This window comes from Pseudobutyrivibrio sp. ACV-2, assembly GCF_900107545.1.
GTDB lineage: Bacteria > Bacillota > Clostridia > Lachnospirales > Lachnospiraceae > Pseudobutyrivibrio.
In genome coordinates this window covers 383408-398736 of record NZ_FNQZ01000002.1, presented here as the reverse complement: position 1 = coordinate 398736, position 15329 = coordinate 383408, and the positions used below count along the sequence as shown (strand labels likewise).

At 32.4% G+C, this 15329-nt stretch carries 15 protein-coding genes; all 15 read left to right on the top strand.

From position 1 onward, the window contains the following. Nucleotides 1-69: 69 nt before the first annotated feature. The 15 genes from BLV53_RS04430 to BLV53_RS04365 all read left to right on the top strand — a co-directional run bounded on the left by BLV53_RS04430 (nucleotide 70) and on the right by BLV53_RS04365 (nucleotide 15312). Nucleotides 70-1245 carry a CDP-glycerol glycerophosphotransferase family protein gene (locus BLV53_RS04430; protein ID WP_170830754.1) on the top strand — a complete coding sequence of 392 codons (1176 nt, stop codon included), beginning with the start codon at nucleotides 70-72 and terminating at the stop codon, nucleotides 1243-1245. 256 nt (nucleotides 1246-1501) lie between these two features. Next, on the top strand, nucleotides 1502-1837 hold the full coding sequence (locus BLV53_RS04425; protein ID WP_090297615.1) for a nucleotidyltransferase domain-containing protein: 336 nt from the start codon (nucleotides 1502-1504) through the stop codon (nucleotides 1835-1837). Beyond that, nucleotides 1827-2237: a HEPN domain-containing protein gene (locus BLV53_RS04420; protein ID WP_090297612.1), complete on the top strand. Its 411-nt coding sequence runs from the start codon at nucleotides 1827-1829 to the stop codon at nucleotides 2235-2237. Before BLV53_RS04425 ends, BLV53_RS04420 begins: the two co-directional genes overlap by 11 nt. 366 nt (nucleotides 2238-2603) lie before the next feature. Beyond that, complete coding sequence (locus BLV53_RS17495) at nucleotides 2604-2732, top strand: hypothetical protein (RefSeq protein WP_278335375.1); 129 nt, start codon at nucleotides 2604-2606, stop codon at nucleotides 2730-2732. Between the two features lie 26 nt (nucleotides 2733-2758). After that, nucleotides 2759-3757 carry a TylF/MycF/NovP-related O-methyltransferase gene (locus BLV53_RS04415; protein WP_090297609.1) on the top strand — a complete coding sequence of 333 codons (999 nt, stop codon included), beginning with the start codon at nucleotides 2759-2761 and terminating at the stop codon, nucleotides 3755-3757. Nucleotides 3758-3954: 197 nt separating this feature from the next. Then, nucleotides 3955-5133 carry a glycosyltransferase family 2 protein gene (locus tag BLV53_RS04410; protein WP_090297606.1) on the top strand — a complete coding sequence of 393 codons (1179 nt, stop codon included), beginning with the start codon at nucleotides 3955-3957 and terminating at the stop codon, nucleotides 5131-5133. Nucleotides 5134-5259: 126 nt separating this feature from the next. After that, on the top strand, nucleotides 5260-5475 hold the full coding sequence (locus tag BLV53_RS04405) for a hypothetical protein (protein ID WP_090297601.1): 216 nt from the start codon (nucleotides 5260-5262) through the stop codon (nucleotides 5473-5475). Between the two features lie 5 nt (nucleotides 5476-5480). Then, a complete protein-coding gene (locus tag BLV53_RS04400; protein WP_090297598.1) occupies nucleotides 5481-6614 on the top strand; it encodes a radical SAM/SPASM domain-containing protein in 1134 nt (377 codons plus the stop codon). A gap of 22 nt (nucleotides 6615-6636) precedes the next feature. Beyond that, complete coding sequence (locus BLV53_RS04395; RefSeq protein WP_090297595.1) at nucleotides 6637-7824, top strand: glycosyltransferase; 1188 nt, start codon at nucleotides 6637-6639, stop codon at nucleotides 7822-7824. 147 nt (nucleotides 7825-7971) lie between these two features. Then, nucleotides 7972-9498 carry a glycosyltransferase WbsX family protein gene (locus BLV53_RS04390; RefSeq protein ID WP_090297592.1) on the top strand — a complete coding sequence of 509 codons (1527 nt, stop codon included), beginning with the start codon at nucleotides 7972-7974 and terminating at the stop codon, nucleotides 9496-9498. A 153-nt stretch (nucleotides 9499-9651) separates the two neighbouring features. Beyond that, nucleotides 9652-11328, top strand: a complete 1677-nt coding sequence (locus BLV53_RS04385; RefSeq protein ID WP_090297588.1) for a radical SAM protein — start codon at nucleotides 9652-9654, stop codon at nucleotides 11326-11328. Nucleotides 11329-11347: 19 nt separating this feature from the next. Further along, entirely contained in the window at nucleotides 11348-12424 is a 1077-nt protein-coding gene (locus BLV53_RS04380; protein WP_170830753.1) for an FkbM family methyltransferase, read from the top strand. A gap of 58 nt (nucleotides 12425-12482) precedes the next feature. Further along, on the top strand, nucleotides 12483-13700 hold the full coding sequence (locus tag BLV53_RS04375; RefSeq protein ID WP_090297581.1) for a glycosyltransferase: 1218 nt from the start codon (nucleotides 12483-12485) through the stop codon (nucleotides 13698-13700). Further along, complete coding sequence (locus BLV53_RS04370; RefSeq protein WP_090297578.1) at nucleotides 13701-14573, top strand: DUF1919 domain-containing protein; 873 nt, start codon at nucleotides 13701-13703, stop codon at nucleotides 14571-14573. Between the two features lie 79 nt (nucleotides 14574-14652). After that, nucleotides 14653-15312, top strand: a complete 660-nt coding sequence (locus tag BLV53_RS04365) for a glycosyltransferase family protein (protein WP_090297575.1) — start codon at nucleotides 14653-14655, stop codon at nucleotides 15310-15312. Nucleotides 15313-15329 lie beyond the last annotated feature (17 nt).

Sequence of the window (15329 nt, the reverse complement as noted above, 5' to 3'; positions counted from 1 at the left end):
TACATTTTAAAACGAAGAATGAAGGCACTGTGTAATAGCATGTGCTTTTATTTGTGTAGAGTTTTTCCTGTGGACAAAAAGCTAGTCAGTGTTTGTACTTTTGAGGGTAAAGGTGGATTTGGTTGTAATCCTAAGTATGTGGTGGAGAAACTGCATGAAATGGATGAATCCATTAAGTTTGTTTGGTTTGTAAATGAAAATGTGTGGGAGAAAGAGTTCCCTGACTATATACAAAAGGTGCCAAATACTCTGTGGTCAAGAGCCTATTGGTTGAGCAAATCAAAGGTATGGATTGATAACTACAGAAAACCATTTGGTACAGTAAAAAGAAGAAATCAGTACTACGTAAATACGAATCACTATACCCTTGGGATAAAGACAGTTGGCTTATGGAGAGGTAAAGGTTTTTCAAAGATGGCATATCTGGTTAGCAAGAACGATTCAGATATGATTGATGATTTGATAATTGATTCAAAGTTTTGTGAGCTAAATAGTCCCAAGGGGCTTGTTTACAATGGCCATTGCTTAAAGACAGGCGCGCCCAGATGCGATGTGCTTTACGGAGACAGAACTGAAAAGAAACGAGAATATCGTAGAAGAAATAACTTGCCAGAAGATGCAAAGATTCTCTTATTTGCACCTACTTTTAGAGAGGGAGCAAAGGACGGAAAACGCTTTGTATATTCTGAGCTATGGAGTATAGATTTTAAGCGTTTAATTGATAATCTGGAGAAGCGATTCGGGGGTACCTGGTATATCTGTTTTAGAGTTCATCCGCAGCTTGCAGCAGGATTTGATGATTATGATAATCCTGATATTAGGGGACGTGTTTTGAATGAATCACAGGCAGACGATATGTATGAAATTATGGCTGCTATGGCTGCCTATATGACAGATTATTCCAGCGCCTGTTTTGAAGCAGGCTTTACAAAGATGCCTGTATTTATATATGCGGATGACATTCAGCAGTATGAGAAAGACAGGGGTGCCTTGTATTGGAATATGGCAACAGAAGATAAGAGCGATATTCGTTGTAACCAGGATATTTTTACTGGAGAGGAGTGGCTATTCCCATTTCCGGTTGCAACCAATAATGATGAGTTGGAAGAGAATGTGTTAGGGTTTGATAGTGCGGTCTATGAAAAAAGATTAGAGTCTTTCCATAATGATATTGGATTAGTGTTTGATGGAAAGGCTAGCAATAAAATTGCTGATAGGATTATAGAGAGACTGCATGAGTCATAGCGGTCTTGATGCTTTGGTTAGAACGTTATATTGCCGCTTGAAAATTTCATACTTTATATGAAGAGTGAACTCCTCATGTAAGGTATGAACTTTGCATGGGGAGTTTTCTAGATACCTACATAGATTTTGTGTAGTGTTTACGGGACATGACGCAAGTGAAAAAGTGAAAGGTATTATAGTGGCTGTGCTAAATGAGAATAATCGGGTATAATTTTCCATAGGATTAACATTGTTTTATAAGAAAAGGTTAAATGAAATGAATGAAATAAATGAATTACTTACAAAATATATAGAAGAAATAAAAAATATATATGGCTCAAATCTTGCGAAAATTATTTTATTTGGCTCTTATGCAAGGGGTGATAACAAGCAGGGCTCTGACATAGACATAATGATACTTGTAAATATTTCAGATGATGAAGCTAAAGAATATCAAAAAGAGCTGTTTAATGAAACATATGATTTTAATATGGATAATGATGTAGAAATAAATCCAATGACTCATAGTAGAGATCTTTTTGAAAAGTGGGTGAATAACTATCCATTTTTTTATAATATTCAAAAAGAGGGAGTTGTGTTGTATGCAGCATAGTGAAGATGTAGGTACTCGTAGTGACTTATGCAGATATAGACTTGAGGTGGCAAGAAAGGATGTCGAGTCAGCCAAAGTGTTACTTGGAATAGATGACTATAGAGGAGCTAATAATAGAGCATATTATGCGATATTTCACGGAATAAACGCGGTTCACGCTTTGGATGGAATGTCTTACAAGAAACATAAAGATGCCATTGCCAATTTTAATAAGAAATATATTAAGACTGAAATATTTTCGAGAGATTGGGGACGTAAGATTAACGAAGCAGAACAGATAAGGCATGCAAGTGACTATGATGATTTTTATATTGCCAATAAGCAGGAAGCTAAGGAACAGGTAGATTTAGCGAAGAATCTACTGGATGAAATAGAGAAGTATTGTACGAGACGCTGGTAGCTGGTTAGCAATGACTCATTTCACACTTTTTTCACAGACACTACCTAAACAACTGATAGAATTAAATATAATAAGTACACTAAAAGTTATATCAATTGTGACTTCATAAGGATGTGAGGCAGAAAGATATAAAGAAATAGGGTAACAGTTTACTTTGAAGGATAACTCCTCATGGAATAGATGAAGGTCTTTTCATGAGGAGTTTTTGTTTATAAAGAAGTTTTATGAAGATTAAAGAATGAGTCGTAGATTATCAAAATGTTACATTTTTACTTGAAAATTTCATACTTTACATGAAGAACGAACTCCTCATGTAAGGTATGAACTTTGCATGGGGAGTTTTTTATTATGTGAGAGTATGTGAGCATGGAATTAATCGAACAAATGATAAAAATATATATTTCACTTCATTATGATGAAGTCATAAACATGCTTGATTTGGGAGATAAAAAAGAGTGGGTTTTGAAATTTAGCTTAGCTGAATTTGAAACATAAGAGTGGTATTTGAAAGGATAATATTAATGGCAGGAAAGATTTACTTTTGGGGAACAGGTCGATTGGCAGGAAAAATCCTCGATAGATGGATACCAATAGAGAGAATAGAAGCGTTTATTGATAACAATCCTAATAAAAAGGAATACTTTAGTAAAAAAGTTCTTACGCCAGAAGATTTAATAGATAAAGAATATGATGCTGTAATCGTATGTACATTAGGATCTAAAGAAATATATAATCAAGCAAAAAAAATTGGATTAGATTTAGACAAGTTTATCTTTTTATATGGAAACTGTTGCCTGAAGGATATAAATGAAGACTATAGTTTTGTGGAACAAATAGTAGGTGAAAAATATGCAAAAGTTATAGAAAAACGATATCACGTAGTAAGAGGAACGGAGGCGTATGGTGTTTTATGCTTCGAAAACACAAAGTATCTAAGTGATTCTTATATGGAAACAGATTATGTAAGGATAAAAACATTCGAATTGGTAGTAAAAGAAATAAGAAAAAAAGATATAAAAGGGGAAGTCGCAGAAGCTGGAGTTTTTAGAGGTGAATTTGCTCAATATATAAACAAAGCTTTTCCGGATAGAAAGTTGTATTTATTTGATACGTTTGATGGTTTTGATGTTAATGAAGCTGTGAGCGAAAAAAAGAATGGAAATTGCACAGAAGCATTTATTGAAGCGTACAAAGATACAAATATAATGTCAGTCTTAGAAAAAATGGATAATCTTGATCAAATAGTAGTAAAACAAGGATTTTTTCCGGCTTCAGCAGAAGGAATAAATGATAGTTTTGCATTTGTCTCTTTGGATATGGATTTTGAAGAATCAATATATGAGGGAATAAAGTACTTTTATCCTAAAATGTCTGAAGGAGGATATATATTTATTCATGACTACAATAGTAGTTTGTTAGGTGTAGAAAAAGCTGTAGATAGATATGAAATAGAAACAGGAAGAGGTTTAAAAAAAGTTCCTATACCAGATGCAAATGGAACATTGGTTATTTCGAAATAGATATTAGATAGTTAGGTTAAAAGTGAATCAAAATATTTGTAAACAATCATATATTAATTATTGAAATTATTTGTGTTAATGATGGGTTATCTAATGTGATAGCAAAATATTTAGATAAGTTGAAAAATAGATAGTAGAGTTATTGTAATTCATCAAAAAATAGTGAAGAAAGTATAGTGTGAAATGCGGATATCATTATGTACGATAAAAATAAATATAATGAATTAGTGAAACCATATATTAGTGTAATTGTTCCCATATATAATGTTGAGAAATATTTACCTGAGTGTATAGAAAGTATTATTAATCAGACATATAAGAAATTAGAAATAATTCTTGTCGATGATGGTTCTACAGATTCCTCAGGAGATATAGTTGACAACTATAAGAAAATTGATAGCAGAATAAAAGTAGTACATAAATCTAATGGGGGAATTATAGGTGCGCGTAAAGTTGGTGTAGATATTGCGACTGGAGAGTATATAACATTTGTTGATGGAGACGACTGGATTGAACCAGTAATGTATCAAGAAATGATTGAGTTATCTTCGGATTTTATGCCAGATATAATTACCTCTGGAGTAAAAAGAGACTATGGAAAACATACTGTTGACGAATTTGATCAGTGTAAAGAAGGGTACTATAACAGAGATGATTTAGAAAATAAGATTTATCCTATTGCCGTATATACGGGTGTTTTTTTTGAATCTGGTATAAATATACATGTATATAACAAACTATTTAAATCAGCACTTATAAAGACGCTATATAAGAATGTAGATGATCGAATTAATGTGGGTGAAGATGCAGCAATAGTGTATCCGTGTGTGTATTCTGCTAATAGCATGATGATTATTCATAAAGCTTTTTATCATTATCGAATACGTAGTGGGTCTTGTATGGATAACAATTTAAAAGATGAAGAAATGCGAATAGCGTGTTTAGAGAAAAATTTAAAAATTAATCTTAATAATTTTTTGGATAAGGAAAATTATTCAATTCTAAACGGAGTGAACGCGTTAATTCTATATTCGACCTTATTACAAGTACCAGAGAGTATTATAGAAAACAGAAATGGAAAAATATATCCATTAGGTAATCTTAAACCGGGGAATCAAATTATACTTTATGGAGCTGGTAGATTTGGTAAGAGACTAAAGGGTATTCTGGAGAATAAGTTCAGTATTTCTGTTGTTTTGTGGCTAGATAAAAAAGATGGTGGAAATAATGATTATGATATTAAAACTATAATGGCAGAAAAAAAATATGATTATGTGCTTATAGCGGTATTGAGGGGAACTATGGTTGAACAGATTATAAAAGAACTAAAAGATTTAAGGATTAAAGAAGAAAAGATTTTACGTATTAGTATATGAGGTGATATTTAAGTGGAAAAGATAATAATATTTGGTGCAGGGATAATGGGAAAGCAGGCTTTATCTTGATGTAAAAATCAAAATTGTATAGCGATTTACTATTGAATGCTTTAGGAGATATTTATAATGATTGTAAAAAATAACAAGGTTTATATATTTGTTCATTGGGTAGAGATAACCGATAATTGTATATGGGTAGAAGATTCTGAAGAAGCTTGGGGAAGAAGATTGCAGGATTCTTCTAAAAGATATTTAAGAACTAATATGCATGATATTATGACAGTTGCTGGATATAATCTCTTTGAGCAGATTAAAGTGATAGAAGAAGCATATTTGGGGTAAAAAAGATGAAGATAGTAGTATTTGGCGCTGGAATAATTGGAAAACAAGCAGTTTCAATGTACAAATCAAAAGTTGCATATATAGTCGATAATAATAAAGAACTTCAAGGGAAAAATGTCGATGGAATTCAGATCAAACCAGTTGAGGTATTGCTAGATGATTGCGATTATAAAGTATTAATTGCTAGTCGAAATGTTGAGATGATGAAAAAACAACTAGATAAATTGGGGGTTACTAACTATGAATACTTTGTTTCAGACCCTCGTGCATACTATTCAACAAACGAGATTGTTTTTAATCCATATGATGGGAATTCTAGAACAGAGGAAAGTGAAAAGGAAAGGATACGTTTAGCAATTGATACTATTAATGCTAATGTAGAGGAATTACATGATAAGGTTCCTTTATTTGATCATGTTGAAATAGAGACCATAAATCGATGCAATGGCGTGTGTGCATTCTGTCCTGTTAACCGCAATCAAGACCCTAGAGAATATGCCATTATGTCAGAATTATTGTTTAAAAAGATAATTGATGAATTATCTGAACTAGATTATCAGGGGAAATTAGCTTGTTTCTCAAATAATGAACCGTTTTTAGATCCTAATATTATTGATAGGTTGAAATATGCACGAGAAAAGTTGCCTAAGGCTAGAATGCACTTGTTTACTAACGGTACCCTTTTGACGTTAGAAAAATTTCTGCAGGTGGTAGACTATTTGGATGAGTTAATAATTGATAATTATAACCAAGAACTAGAACTGATATCAAATAACAAAATAATAGCTGCATATTGTGAAAATCACCCTGAATTAATAAATAAAGTTACTATAGTTCTTAGAAAATCGAATGAAGTTCTTTCGTCTAGAGGTGGAGATGCACCTAATCATGAAATGGATAGTACATTTGAGGACGTAAGATGTGCACTACCATTTAAACAACTAATAATCAGACCAACAGGTGAGGTCTCTCTGTGTTGTAATGATCCACTAGGGAGAGATACCTTAGGGGATTTAAGCACGCAGTCACTAAAAGAAGTATGGTATGGAAAGAGATTTAATGAAGTGAGAGAAGCATTATATAAAGGCAGAGGGAATTGGCCGCACTGTAAGTACTGTGACACGATAAATATTCAGTAAATATCGATAATGGCGGAACACTATGGACAAAGTAAGCATAATAATACCAATATATAATGCTGGGAAATATCTAGGACAATGCATAAACAGTATTATTGCGCAGGATTATCCAAACAAAGAGATAATACTAATCAATGATGGTTCTACAGATGATTCGGAGAAACTATGCCGAGAGTTCAAAAAAGAATACCCAGAAGTAATAAAGTATGAATACCAGAATAATGCTGGTCAAATCGCAGCAAGAAAAAGAGGGTTAGAATTAGCTTCAGGAAAATGGTGCTTATTTGTAGATGCAGACGATTGGTTAGTCCAACAAAATGATGTAATACAGAGTCTTGTTAATAAAGCCAGAATGAATAATGTTGATGTAGTTCTTTATGATTGTAAAAAGGTCTATAGGGATAAAGAGTCTGTGATAACAAACGTTGCACGCGGGACTTATTCTGGTATAGAGTTAGCATGTGATTTTATAAATGATAAATGCTTTTACGAGAGCAAAATGATTACCTCTTTATGGGGCGGGATGTATAAAATAGAGTCGATTCGCGAAATAATAATGAGTTGCCCAAATGATATTCGTATGTCGGAGGATGTGGCCTGTGTATGGAATATTATGGCTAATGTAGATAAAGTATTATCTACAGGGCAGATAGTATATTGTTATAGGATTCATGAGGAGTCATTTTGCCGAACACATTCAAAAGATTTAATGGAATCAGAGAAGAAGTTTTATGAATATCTTAAGGCACAGTTTTTGAAAAAAGAAATATGGAAGAAAGTTGAAAACCAAATAATTTTACAAATGGTAAGAGATATGATGCTTGCCGATTATAATCTGCTACAAGCGTATTATAAGGATGATATATTCCCGTTTAATGTTAAAATAGAAGAAAAAGTGGCAATTTATGGATGTGGAGATATGGGACAAGAATATCTGCGCGTGCTATCAAGGCATGATAGAAATAATATAGTAATGGTAGTTGATAAAGAAAAAACAGGAGAGATAAGTGGATTCAAAATTGACACACCCTCAGAACTAGTTCGTAGGCAAAAAGAAATGGACAAAATACTTATTATGGCAACGCGAACTAAGTTAAGAGAATCAATAAAAAATGAACTTATTTCTTTAGGGATTGATAGCAATAAGATAGCTAAGTTAGACATGAAGCACACAGATATAATAAGAGTATTGGATTTATATAATTTGTAAAGAGGTAGAGTAATGAGCGACAACAAGTTTTTGGATAACAAATGTATTGAGGAATTACATGGTTTAATCGTTTGGTAATTGTTTGATAATTGATATAGAACGAAACAAAATATGTATTTTGTGCTGGTTTAATCGTTTGATATACCGATGGATATGAAAATAATCTCAATGTACCTACCGCAATTTCATAGAACGCCTGAAAATGACAAATGGTGGGGAGAGGGATTTACAGAATGGACGTCTGTAAAATCTGCAGAACCACTGTTTGAGGGGCATATTATGCCTAAAATTCCAAAAGATGGATATTATTACAATCTTTTGGAGAGAGAGACTATGCAGTGGCAGGCTGATTTGATGCATAAATATGGCGTGTATGGTATGTGTTTTTACCATTATTATTTTAAAGATGGACGCAAAATATTAGAGAAGCCAGCAGAGAATCTTTTGCAATGGAAAGATATTGATATGCCATTTTGTTTTTCTTGGGCGAATGAAACCTGGGCTAGATCCTGGAGCAAAATGAGTTCGAAAAATGTATGGTCGTTGGAAAATGACTCAAATCAAGAGAGTAGTGACGGTATATTACTTGAACAAGGGTATGGAGATGAAGAGGATTGGGCAAGCCATTTTGAATATCTTTTAAAATTCTTTAAAGATGATAGATATATAAAAGTGGGGAACAAGCCGCTTTTTTTAATATATAAATCTGATGAGATATTTTGCCTTCCAGAAATGGTTGAATTATGGAATAAATTGGCTAGGAAAAACGGATTTAATGGTATATATTTCATTTCGACGAATGTGGAAAGTGAATCGTGTGATGCCAGGTTAAATATGGAACCACAGTATTCGTTTAGAAGGAGTTATCCAGATAGATATAGAAAACTCGATGACAAGGTTGCAGCAGTTATTGATTATAGTGAGATTGTTGAAAAAAGTATTAAGATTCAGCGTCAAGTGAGAAATCTGAAGAAGAAAACATATTTATCAGCCTTCCCTGGGTATGATGACACTCCTAGAAGACATAAAGCGGGAATTGCTGTTATCAACTCAAATCCAGACGTGTTTAAGGATTATATACGGGAAATCATAAAACAAAGCGTAGATTTGGAAAATGAATTTGTATTTATAAACGCATGGAATGAGTGGGGAGAGACAATGTATTTGGAGCCAGATGAGGAATGGGGATATCGATTCTTAGAGGCGATATATGAAGCGCAGAATGAGAGTTCTGAAGATAATAAAAAAACACATAGTATGGAATCCGATATAGAATTAGAAAAAGTTGAGAAGACCATAACTCAATATCGAAGTTACTGGAAAATCTTTGATAAATGGATGATGTTGAAAGAAAGAGGTGTTTCAACAGCAGAATACTTTGAACGAAAAGGTGTAAAGCGAATTGCTGTGTATGGATTGGGAATGCTTGGTACACATTTTTTAATGGATTTGGAGGGATCATCGATAACAATTGAGTATGGCATTGATGGGAAAGGTGAGGCAATAAAGAAATCATTTCCGGTTTATACATTGCAAAATGATTTGCCAGAAGTTGATATGGTTGTTGTATCAGTTACATACGACTATGTGAATATCAAACAATCACTTGAAGAAAAAGGAATAAAAAAGATCATTTCACTAGATACGGTTATTGGCTCTTTGATTGAGAACTGATGATAGTGTAAATGGAAAATTGGCGGTAGCAAAAACTACCGCTAATTCTTTATGATGATGAATTTTGCGAAAATTCTCAACATTCTGTGAATGATAGAGTATATTTTGACAAAATAGAGTAAAATAGTAGCAACAAGTTTGTGGGGTGGAACGATGAAGTATGCTATTTATGGTGTAAACAGAGTCAGCAAAGATTTCTTGTATATATTTGACAATCTAGAAATAGTGTGCTTTTTCGATGATGAGTATGTAGAGAGTAGATTTCTAGGAGCACCAGTTTATTCATCGAAAGACATCATACCTCATAAAGGTGAGTTTAATAAGCTAATTGTATGTGATTTCGATAAAAAAGATAAGATAAAAGTTCTTAATGAACTGGGATTGAGTTCATGTGATTATACGGCGGAAGACACCTTTTTTGAGCAACTCAATTCAGATAGGATTAATTCCAACAACAAACCAATTCTAATCTGGGGAACAGGAATAGCAGCGGGTAAGCTCCTTGAATGGGACAAGACAATAAAACCACAGTGCTATGTTGATACATATAAATATGGTAAGAAATTTAATGAGGTAGAGATACTAAAACCAGATATCGATTTATGCAGCAAGCACTTTATCATAGTTGCCATAAGAAAGAATCAGGAAATAATACAGCAGCTTCAGCAGTGGGGGTTTAAACACTGGGAGGATTATTGCACTGACGAAGAGTATATCGCTTTGCCTTCGGAATTATTAAAGCGGACGATATTTGACAAGAGTTGCTATGATTTGGGTTGCAGAACAATGTTAAATCATATGGAAGTTGGTACAGATGGGAATAGTATCTGTTGTTGCTCAACATTTATATATCATTCTTTGGGTAGTCTGTTGAATAAGTCGGCTGGAGAACTTTGGAGTTCTTCAATTCATAAAATTATGTGCCTTTCAAATGTGAATAAGACATATAGTTTTTGTAGAAAAGATATGTGTCCATTTTTTATTGGAACTTATAATAAAGCGGGGACAGACTTGTCTTCTCCATATAAAAAAATGGAAGCTAGTCCCACAACAGTAGCTGTAGGATTCGATGAGACATGTAATCTTAAGTGTATTACTTGCCGAGATAGCTATAAGGTGGCATGTGAAGAAGAACAGGAAAAGTTAGATATTATTAGCAATAAGATAAAAGAAGAATTATTGCCAGATTGTGAGTTCTATATTTCTGCAGGTAATGGTGAAACTCTAATGAGTAAGCAATACCGAAATCTTTTGACATGCAAGGCAAATAAAGATACAAAATGGATAAGACTTCTTTCAAATGGACTTCTCTTTAATGAGAAAAATTGGAGAATGCTGCGTGAAACTACATCAGCAAAAATAATGATAACAATATCAATTGATGCAGCTACGAAATCAACGTATGAAGCGATTCGAAGAGGAGGAAATTTTGATATTCTGAAAAAGAATATGGAATATGCAGCTTCACTCCGAAAAAATGGTGAATTATCGTATATGCGGTTAAACTTTGTGGTTCAAGCTATGAATTACAAGGAGATGCCAGGCTTTGTAAAATGGGGACTTGAATTGGGAGTGGATGAGGTTTTCTTTACTAAAATCTTAAATTGGGGTACGTATTCGGAGGAGGAATTTGCGCAGGTTAGTATGATGGAATCTGATGGAGTTACTCCTAAAAAAGAATTAAAAGAGATATTGTCACTACCGATAATGCAAGAGAAAATCGTGGATTTGGGAACTATTCAGTATGGAAGAATGAATGTTGAGAAAGGTAGTAAAGAGAATTATTATCGGTGGGAATTAGAGAGAAAAGTAACAGGACTTTTTGAATAGTGTTAAAAGGGATATGTGTATGAATACAGATTTTATTGAAAAAACAAACAAAATATACGAGCACCTGTTGGATGAAGAATCTAAAAGATTATACGTTAATCGTTTAAAGTACAATTTGACTGGGGATGTGCAATATCTAAACGATATAGTTTGCAGCGGTTCTTATTTGCGAAATGTTCTTCCATGGTTGAATGATAACAAGAATCTACCTGTATATATTTATGGCGCAGGAATTTGGGGTGACAAGTTATACCACGCAATAAAAGACTTGGCATCGGTAGAGGGATTTGTTGATTCCTATAAAGCGGGGGAGTATTACTGTGGAAAAAAGATTTATTCTATAGATGAATTGACGAACAGTGTAAACAACGTTCTTTTTATTGTTTCAATAAAGAAAGGGTATGCCGAGGTAAAAAATTTATTATTAAAAAGAGGTGTTGATGCGTCAAAGATTATTGCCTTAGGTGAGATATATGATAATGAGGTCAATGAATATTTTGAAACCTTTATATGGCACGATGATAATGAAGTGTTTGTAGATGCAGGAGTCTATGATGGAGGTACAACTTTAGATTTTGTGAAGTGGTCTCATAACAAATATAAGAAAATATATATGTTTGAGCCATCTATAGACTATTACAATCGTTTTTACAAAAATGTTGAGCACTTGGATAATTGTGAATGGATAAAGAAGGGCTTGTGGAGTAAGCCAGATACTTTAAGGTTCTTTGATAGACCCGATAGTGATATTGCAACTGAGCAAAACTTAAGTGGCTTAAAAGGAATAGATTACTCGGATGAAAAATGGGTAGATATTCCAGTAACATCGCTAGATAGTTATTTGCCAGATGAAAGAGTGACATTTATTAAGATGGATATTGAGGGCTCTGAACTGGAAGCCATTAAAGGAGCAAAGCGAATAATAACCGAGCAAAAGCCTAAACTGGCTATATGTTTGTATCATAAGTTAGAGGATATTTGGACAATACCTGAACTATTGTTGGAGTATAATCCAGAGTATTATTTTTATGTAAGGCATTATTCAATGGATATGTTGGATACGGTGTTGTATGCGGTAAATAATCAAATGGCTTAAAAAATAAATTCGCTATGTTGAAATAGTATCAATCGTAAAATTATCAGTAAAGGACATTATGATGGATGTTAAGAGTAGCATAAAAATGATAAGCGTTATTGTTCCAATGTATAACGCTGAGAGTTCAATAGAAAAATGTGTAAATAGTATTGTAAATCAAACATATAAGAATATTGAAATAATACTGGTGAACGATGGCTCTACAGATTCAACATTAGAGAAATGTACAGAATTAGCTGCTTGTGATAGTAGAATAAGAATAATTAATAAAGAGAATGGTGGGCAACAATCTGCTAGAAATGAAGGGATAAAAAATGTAAAAGGTGAGTATATCGGATTTGTAGATGCAGATGACTGGATAGATTGTAATATGTATGAAAATCTGATATTGATGATCGAAAATAATGATATAGTATCATCATCAATAAAACGAGTTAATTCAAACACTAATCAAATAGAAATTTGGAATGACAATTTAGCAGAGGGGGTTTATAGAGTAAATGATGATTATTTACAAAATAATTTGATTATATATTCGCACTATAGCGGTGGAAAAGTAATAGGTGGGATAACAAATAACATGGTGAATAAACTGTACAGAAGCGATGTAGTAAAAAATATATTCAACAAATTACAGGAAGTTATATTAGATGAAGAAGACTTTTATTTTAATATATTAGCAATATTGAATAGCGCTAGTATTTGTATATCCCATAGGGCTTTCTATAATTATGTCATTAATACCAATGGTATGTCACAAAAAAGTAATGAAAACTATATAGCTGAAAGAGCGATATTGTACCGAAACATTAAGCATGAAATAGAAAAATTTAATAATGTTTCTATGCTTATACAATTGCAGAGAAGAATATCCTATGAACTTGTTTCTGCTGGAGTAAAAATGGGTTTTTCTGATTGTGCTTTACTACCGATGTACTCGTGTGAAATGATTGATCAAATTTATAATAAGCGCATTATAATATTTGGATTAGGAAATGTAGGTAAATCATATATAAAAATATTGAAAGAAAATAACAAGTGTCAGGTATTAGGGTATTTAGATAATAAAGAGAGGTGTACATATGAAGGTGTACAACCTCTGGATATGAATGAGTTAATGAAAATCGATTATGACTATATAGTTTGTTCAGTTGATAGCAAAATGCAAGCAGATGAAATGTGGAATCAATTGAAAACGATTGGAATTGATGATGAAAAAGTAATATGGGAGAAGCCATATAATTATTATAAAGATTTTTTTTTAGGTGGAGAATAGATGATGTATAAATGTTTGCTATGGGGAATGGGAAAAATTCTGATAGAGAATATTAATTTAATAAAGTATTTTGAAACAAAAGGAGACATAAAAGTTATAGCCATTACTGGAAATGAAGATGCAGTCACTTTTTATGGATACAAGTATATTAACAAAATGGATATTAATGCGGAAGACTATGATTTGGTTATTATTATGGCAAAATCAGTGACTGAAATAAAAAATGAGGCTATCAAAGTTGGCTTTCCAGAAAGAAAAATAATTTTTTATCCTGTATTAAGATATCCAGATTTGAAATTTGATGATTTGAAAAAATTGATAAATAATGTCCCTTCGATTTTTTCAATGAATTGTTGGGGAGGGATAGTTTATCATAGACTGGGACTAGAGTTTAAATCGCCTTTTATTAATATGTTTTTAGAAGAAGGTGATTATATTAAGTTTTTAGGTGAGCCCAAACATTATATAGAAACAAATCTTGAAGTGATTGAATATTTATATAATAAAGATTTAGATATTAATTATCCAGTGTGTTTATGTGACGATATAAAGCTATTTTTTAATCATTATAGTAGCTATGAACAGGCACTTTTTTGCTGGAATAAGAGAAAAAAGAGAATAGAATGGAATAACTTATTTGTGACTATGTACACAAATAATGAAGATATAATAAGAAAATTTTATGAGCTACCATATAAGAAAAAAGTATGTTTTACTTCATTAAATACGGAGAAGAACGATAGTATTTATTTAAAAAGAAAAGCAGATGAAGAATACTATAAAACTGTGAGTAGCGTTGCATGGGGCAAGAATCCAGAAATTGATATTATTCAGTTGTTATTACATGGTAGCAAATCAGTTATATTGAGATAAAATAAACAATTATTATGGCAAAAGCAATACATGAAATAAACGGAGCGGTCAACAGCTATTCTCGTAATAGAGCATAAGTGTGGCAAAAGGGGTATTTATTCAGTTTGTTGATGCCGATGATGAAATTAATGATATTAATTGGAATGAGATTATAGATGAAGCGCTTGAAAAGAAAATAGATGTAGCAGTTTTTGACAGCATTAGAATTACTAATGCTAACAGGACAAATTCATCAATGTTGGATGAAGCAATCGATGATTATATGCCTGGGAAAGAATTATTTGAAATAATAGTTAAAAAGGGGACAATCAGAGAATCTTCTTGTTTATATATCATCAATAGGGATTATCTTAACAAGAATAATATTCGTTTTGGAGAAGGTTATATAAATGAAGATGCGCTTTTTTCATTAAAAGTATTAATAAATGCAGAAAGGGTAAAGTATTATACTCAACGCTACGGATATAGTTATTATAAAAATAGTAATTCGGTGACATTCAAGAAGTTAAGTGATTTTTGTGTTGCAGGTTGGATAAATATATATGAGCTGTTGATGCTAGTGCATTATGATAATGAGAGTAAATTGCCTAAATCTATTATTCAATATATAAATCGTATTTATATGAAAACATTAGATTTTATGAACAGGACTGATAGTAATGAAATAGAAAAAAGATTACTAGAATATGATGAAAAAGTTTATAAAGTATGCGGAGGACTTATTCCTAAGAAAGATTAATTAATGATACTAGTTTA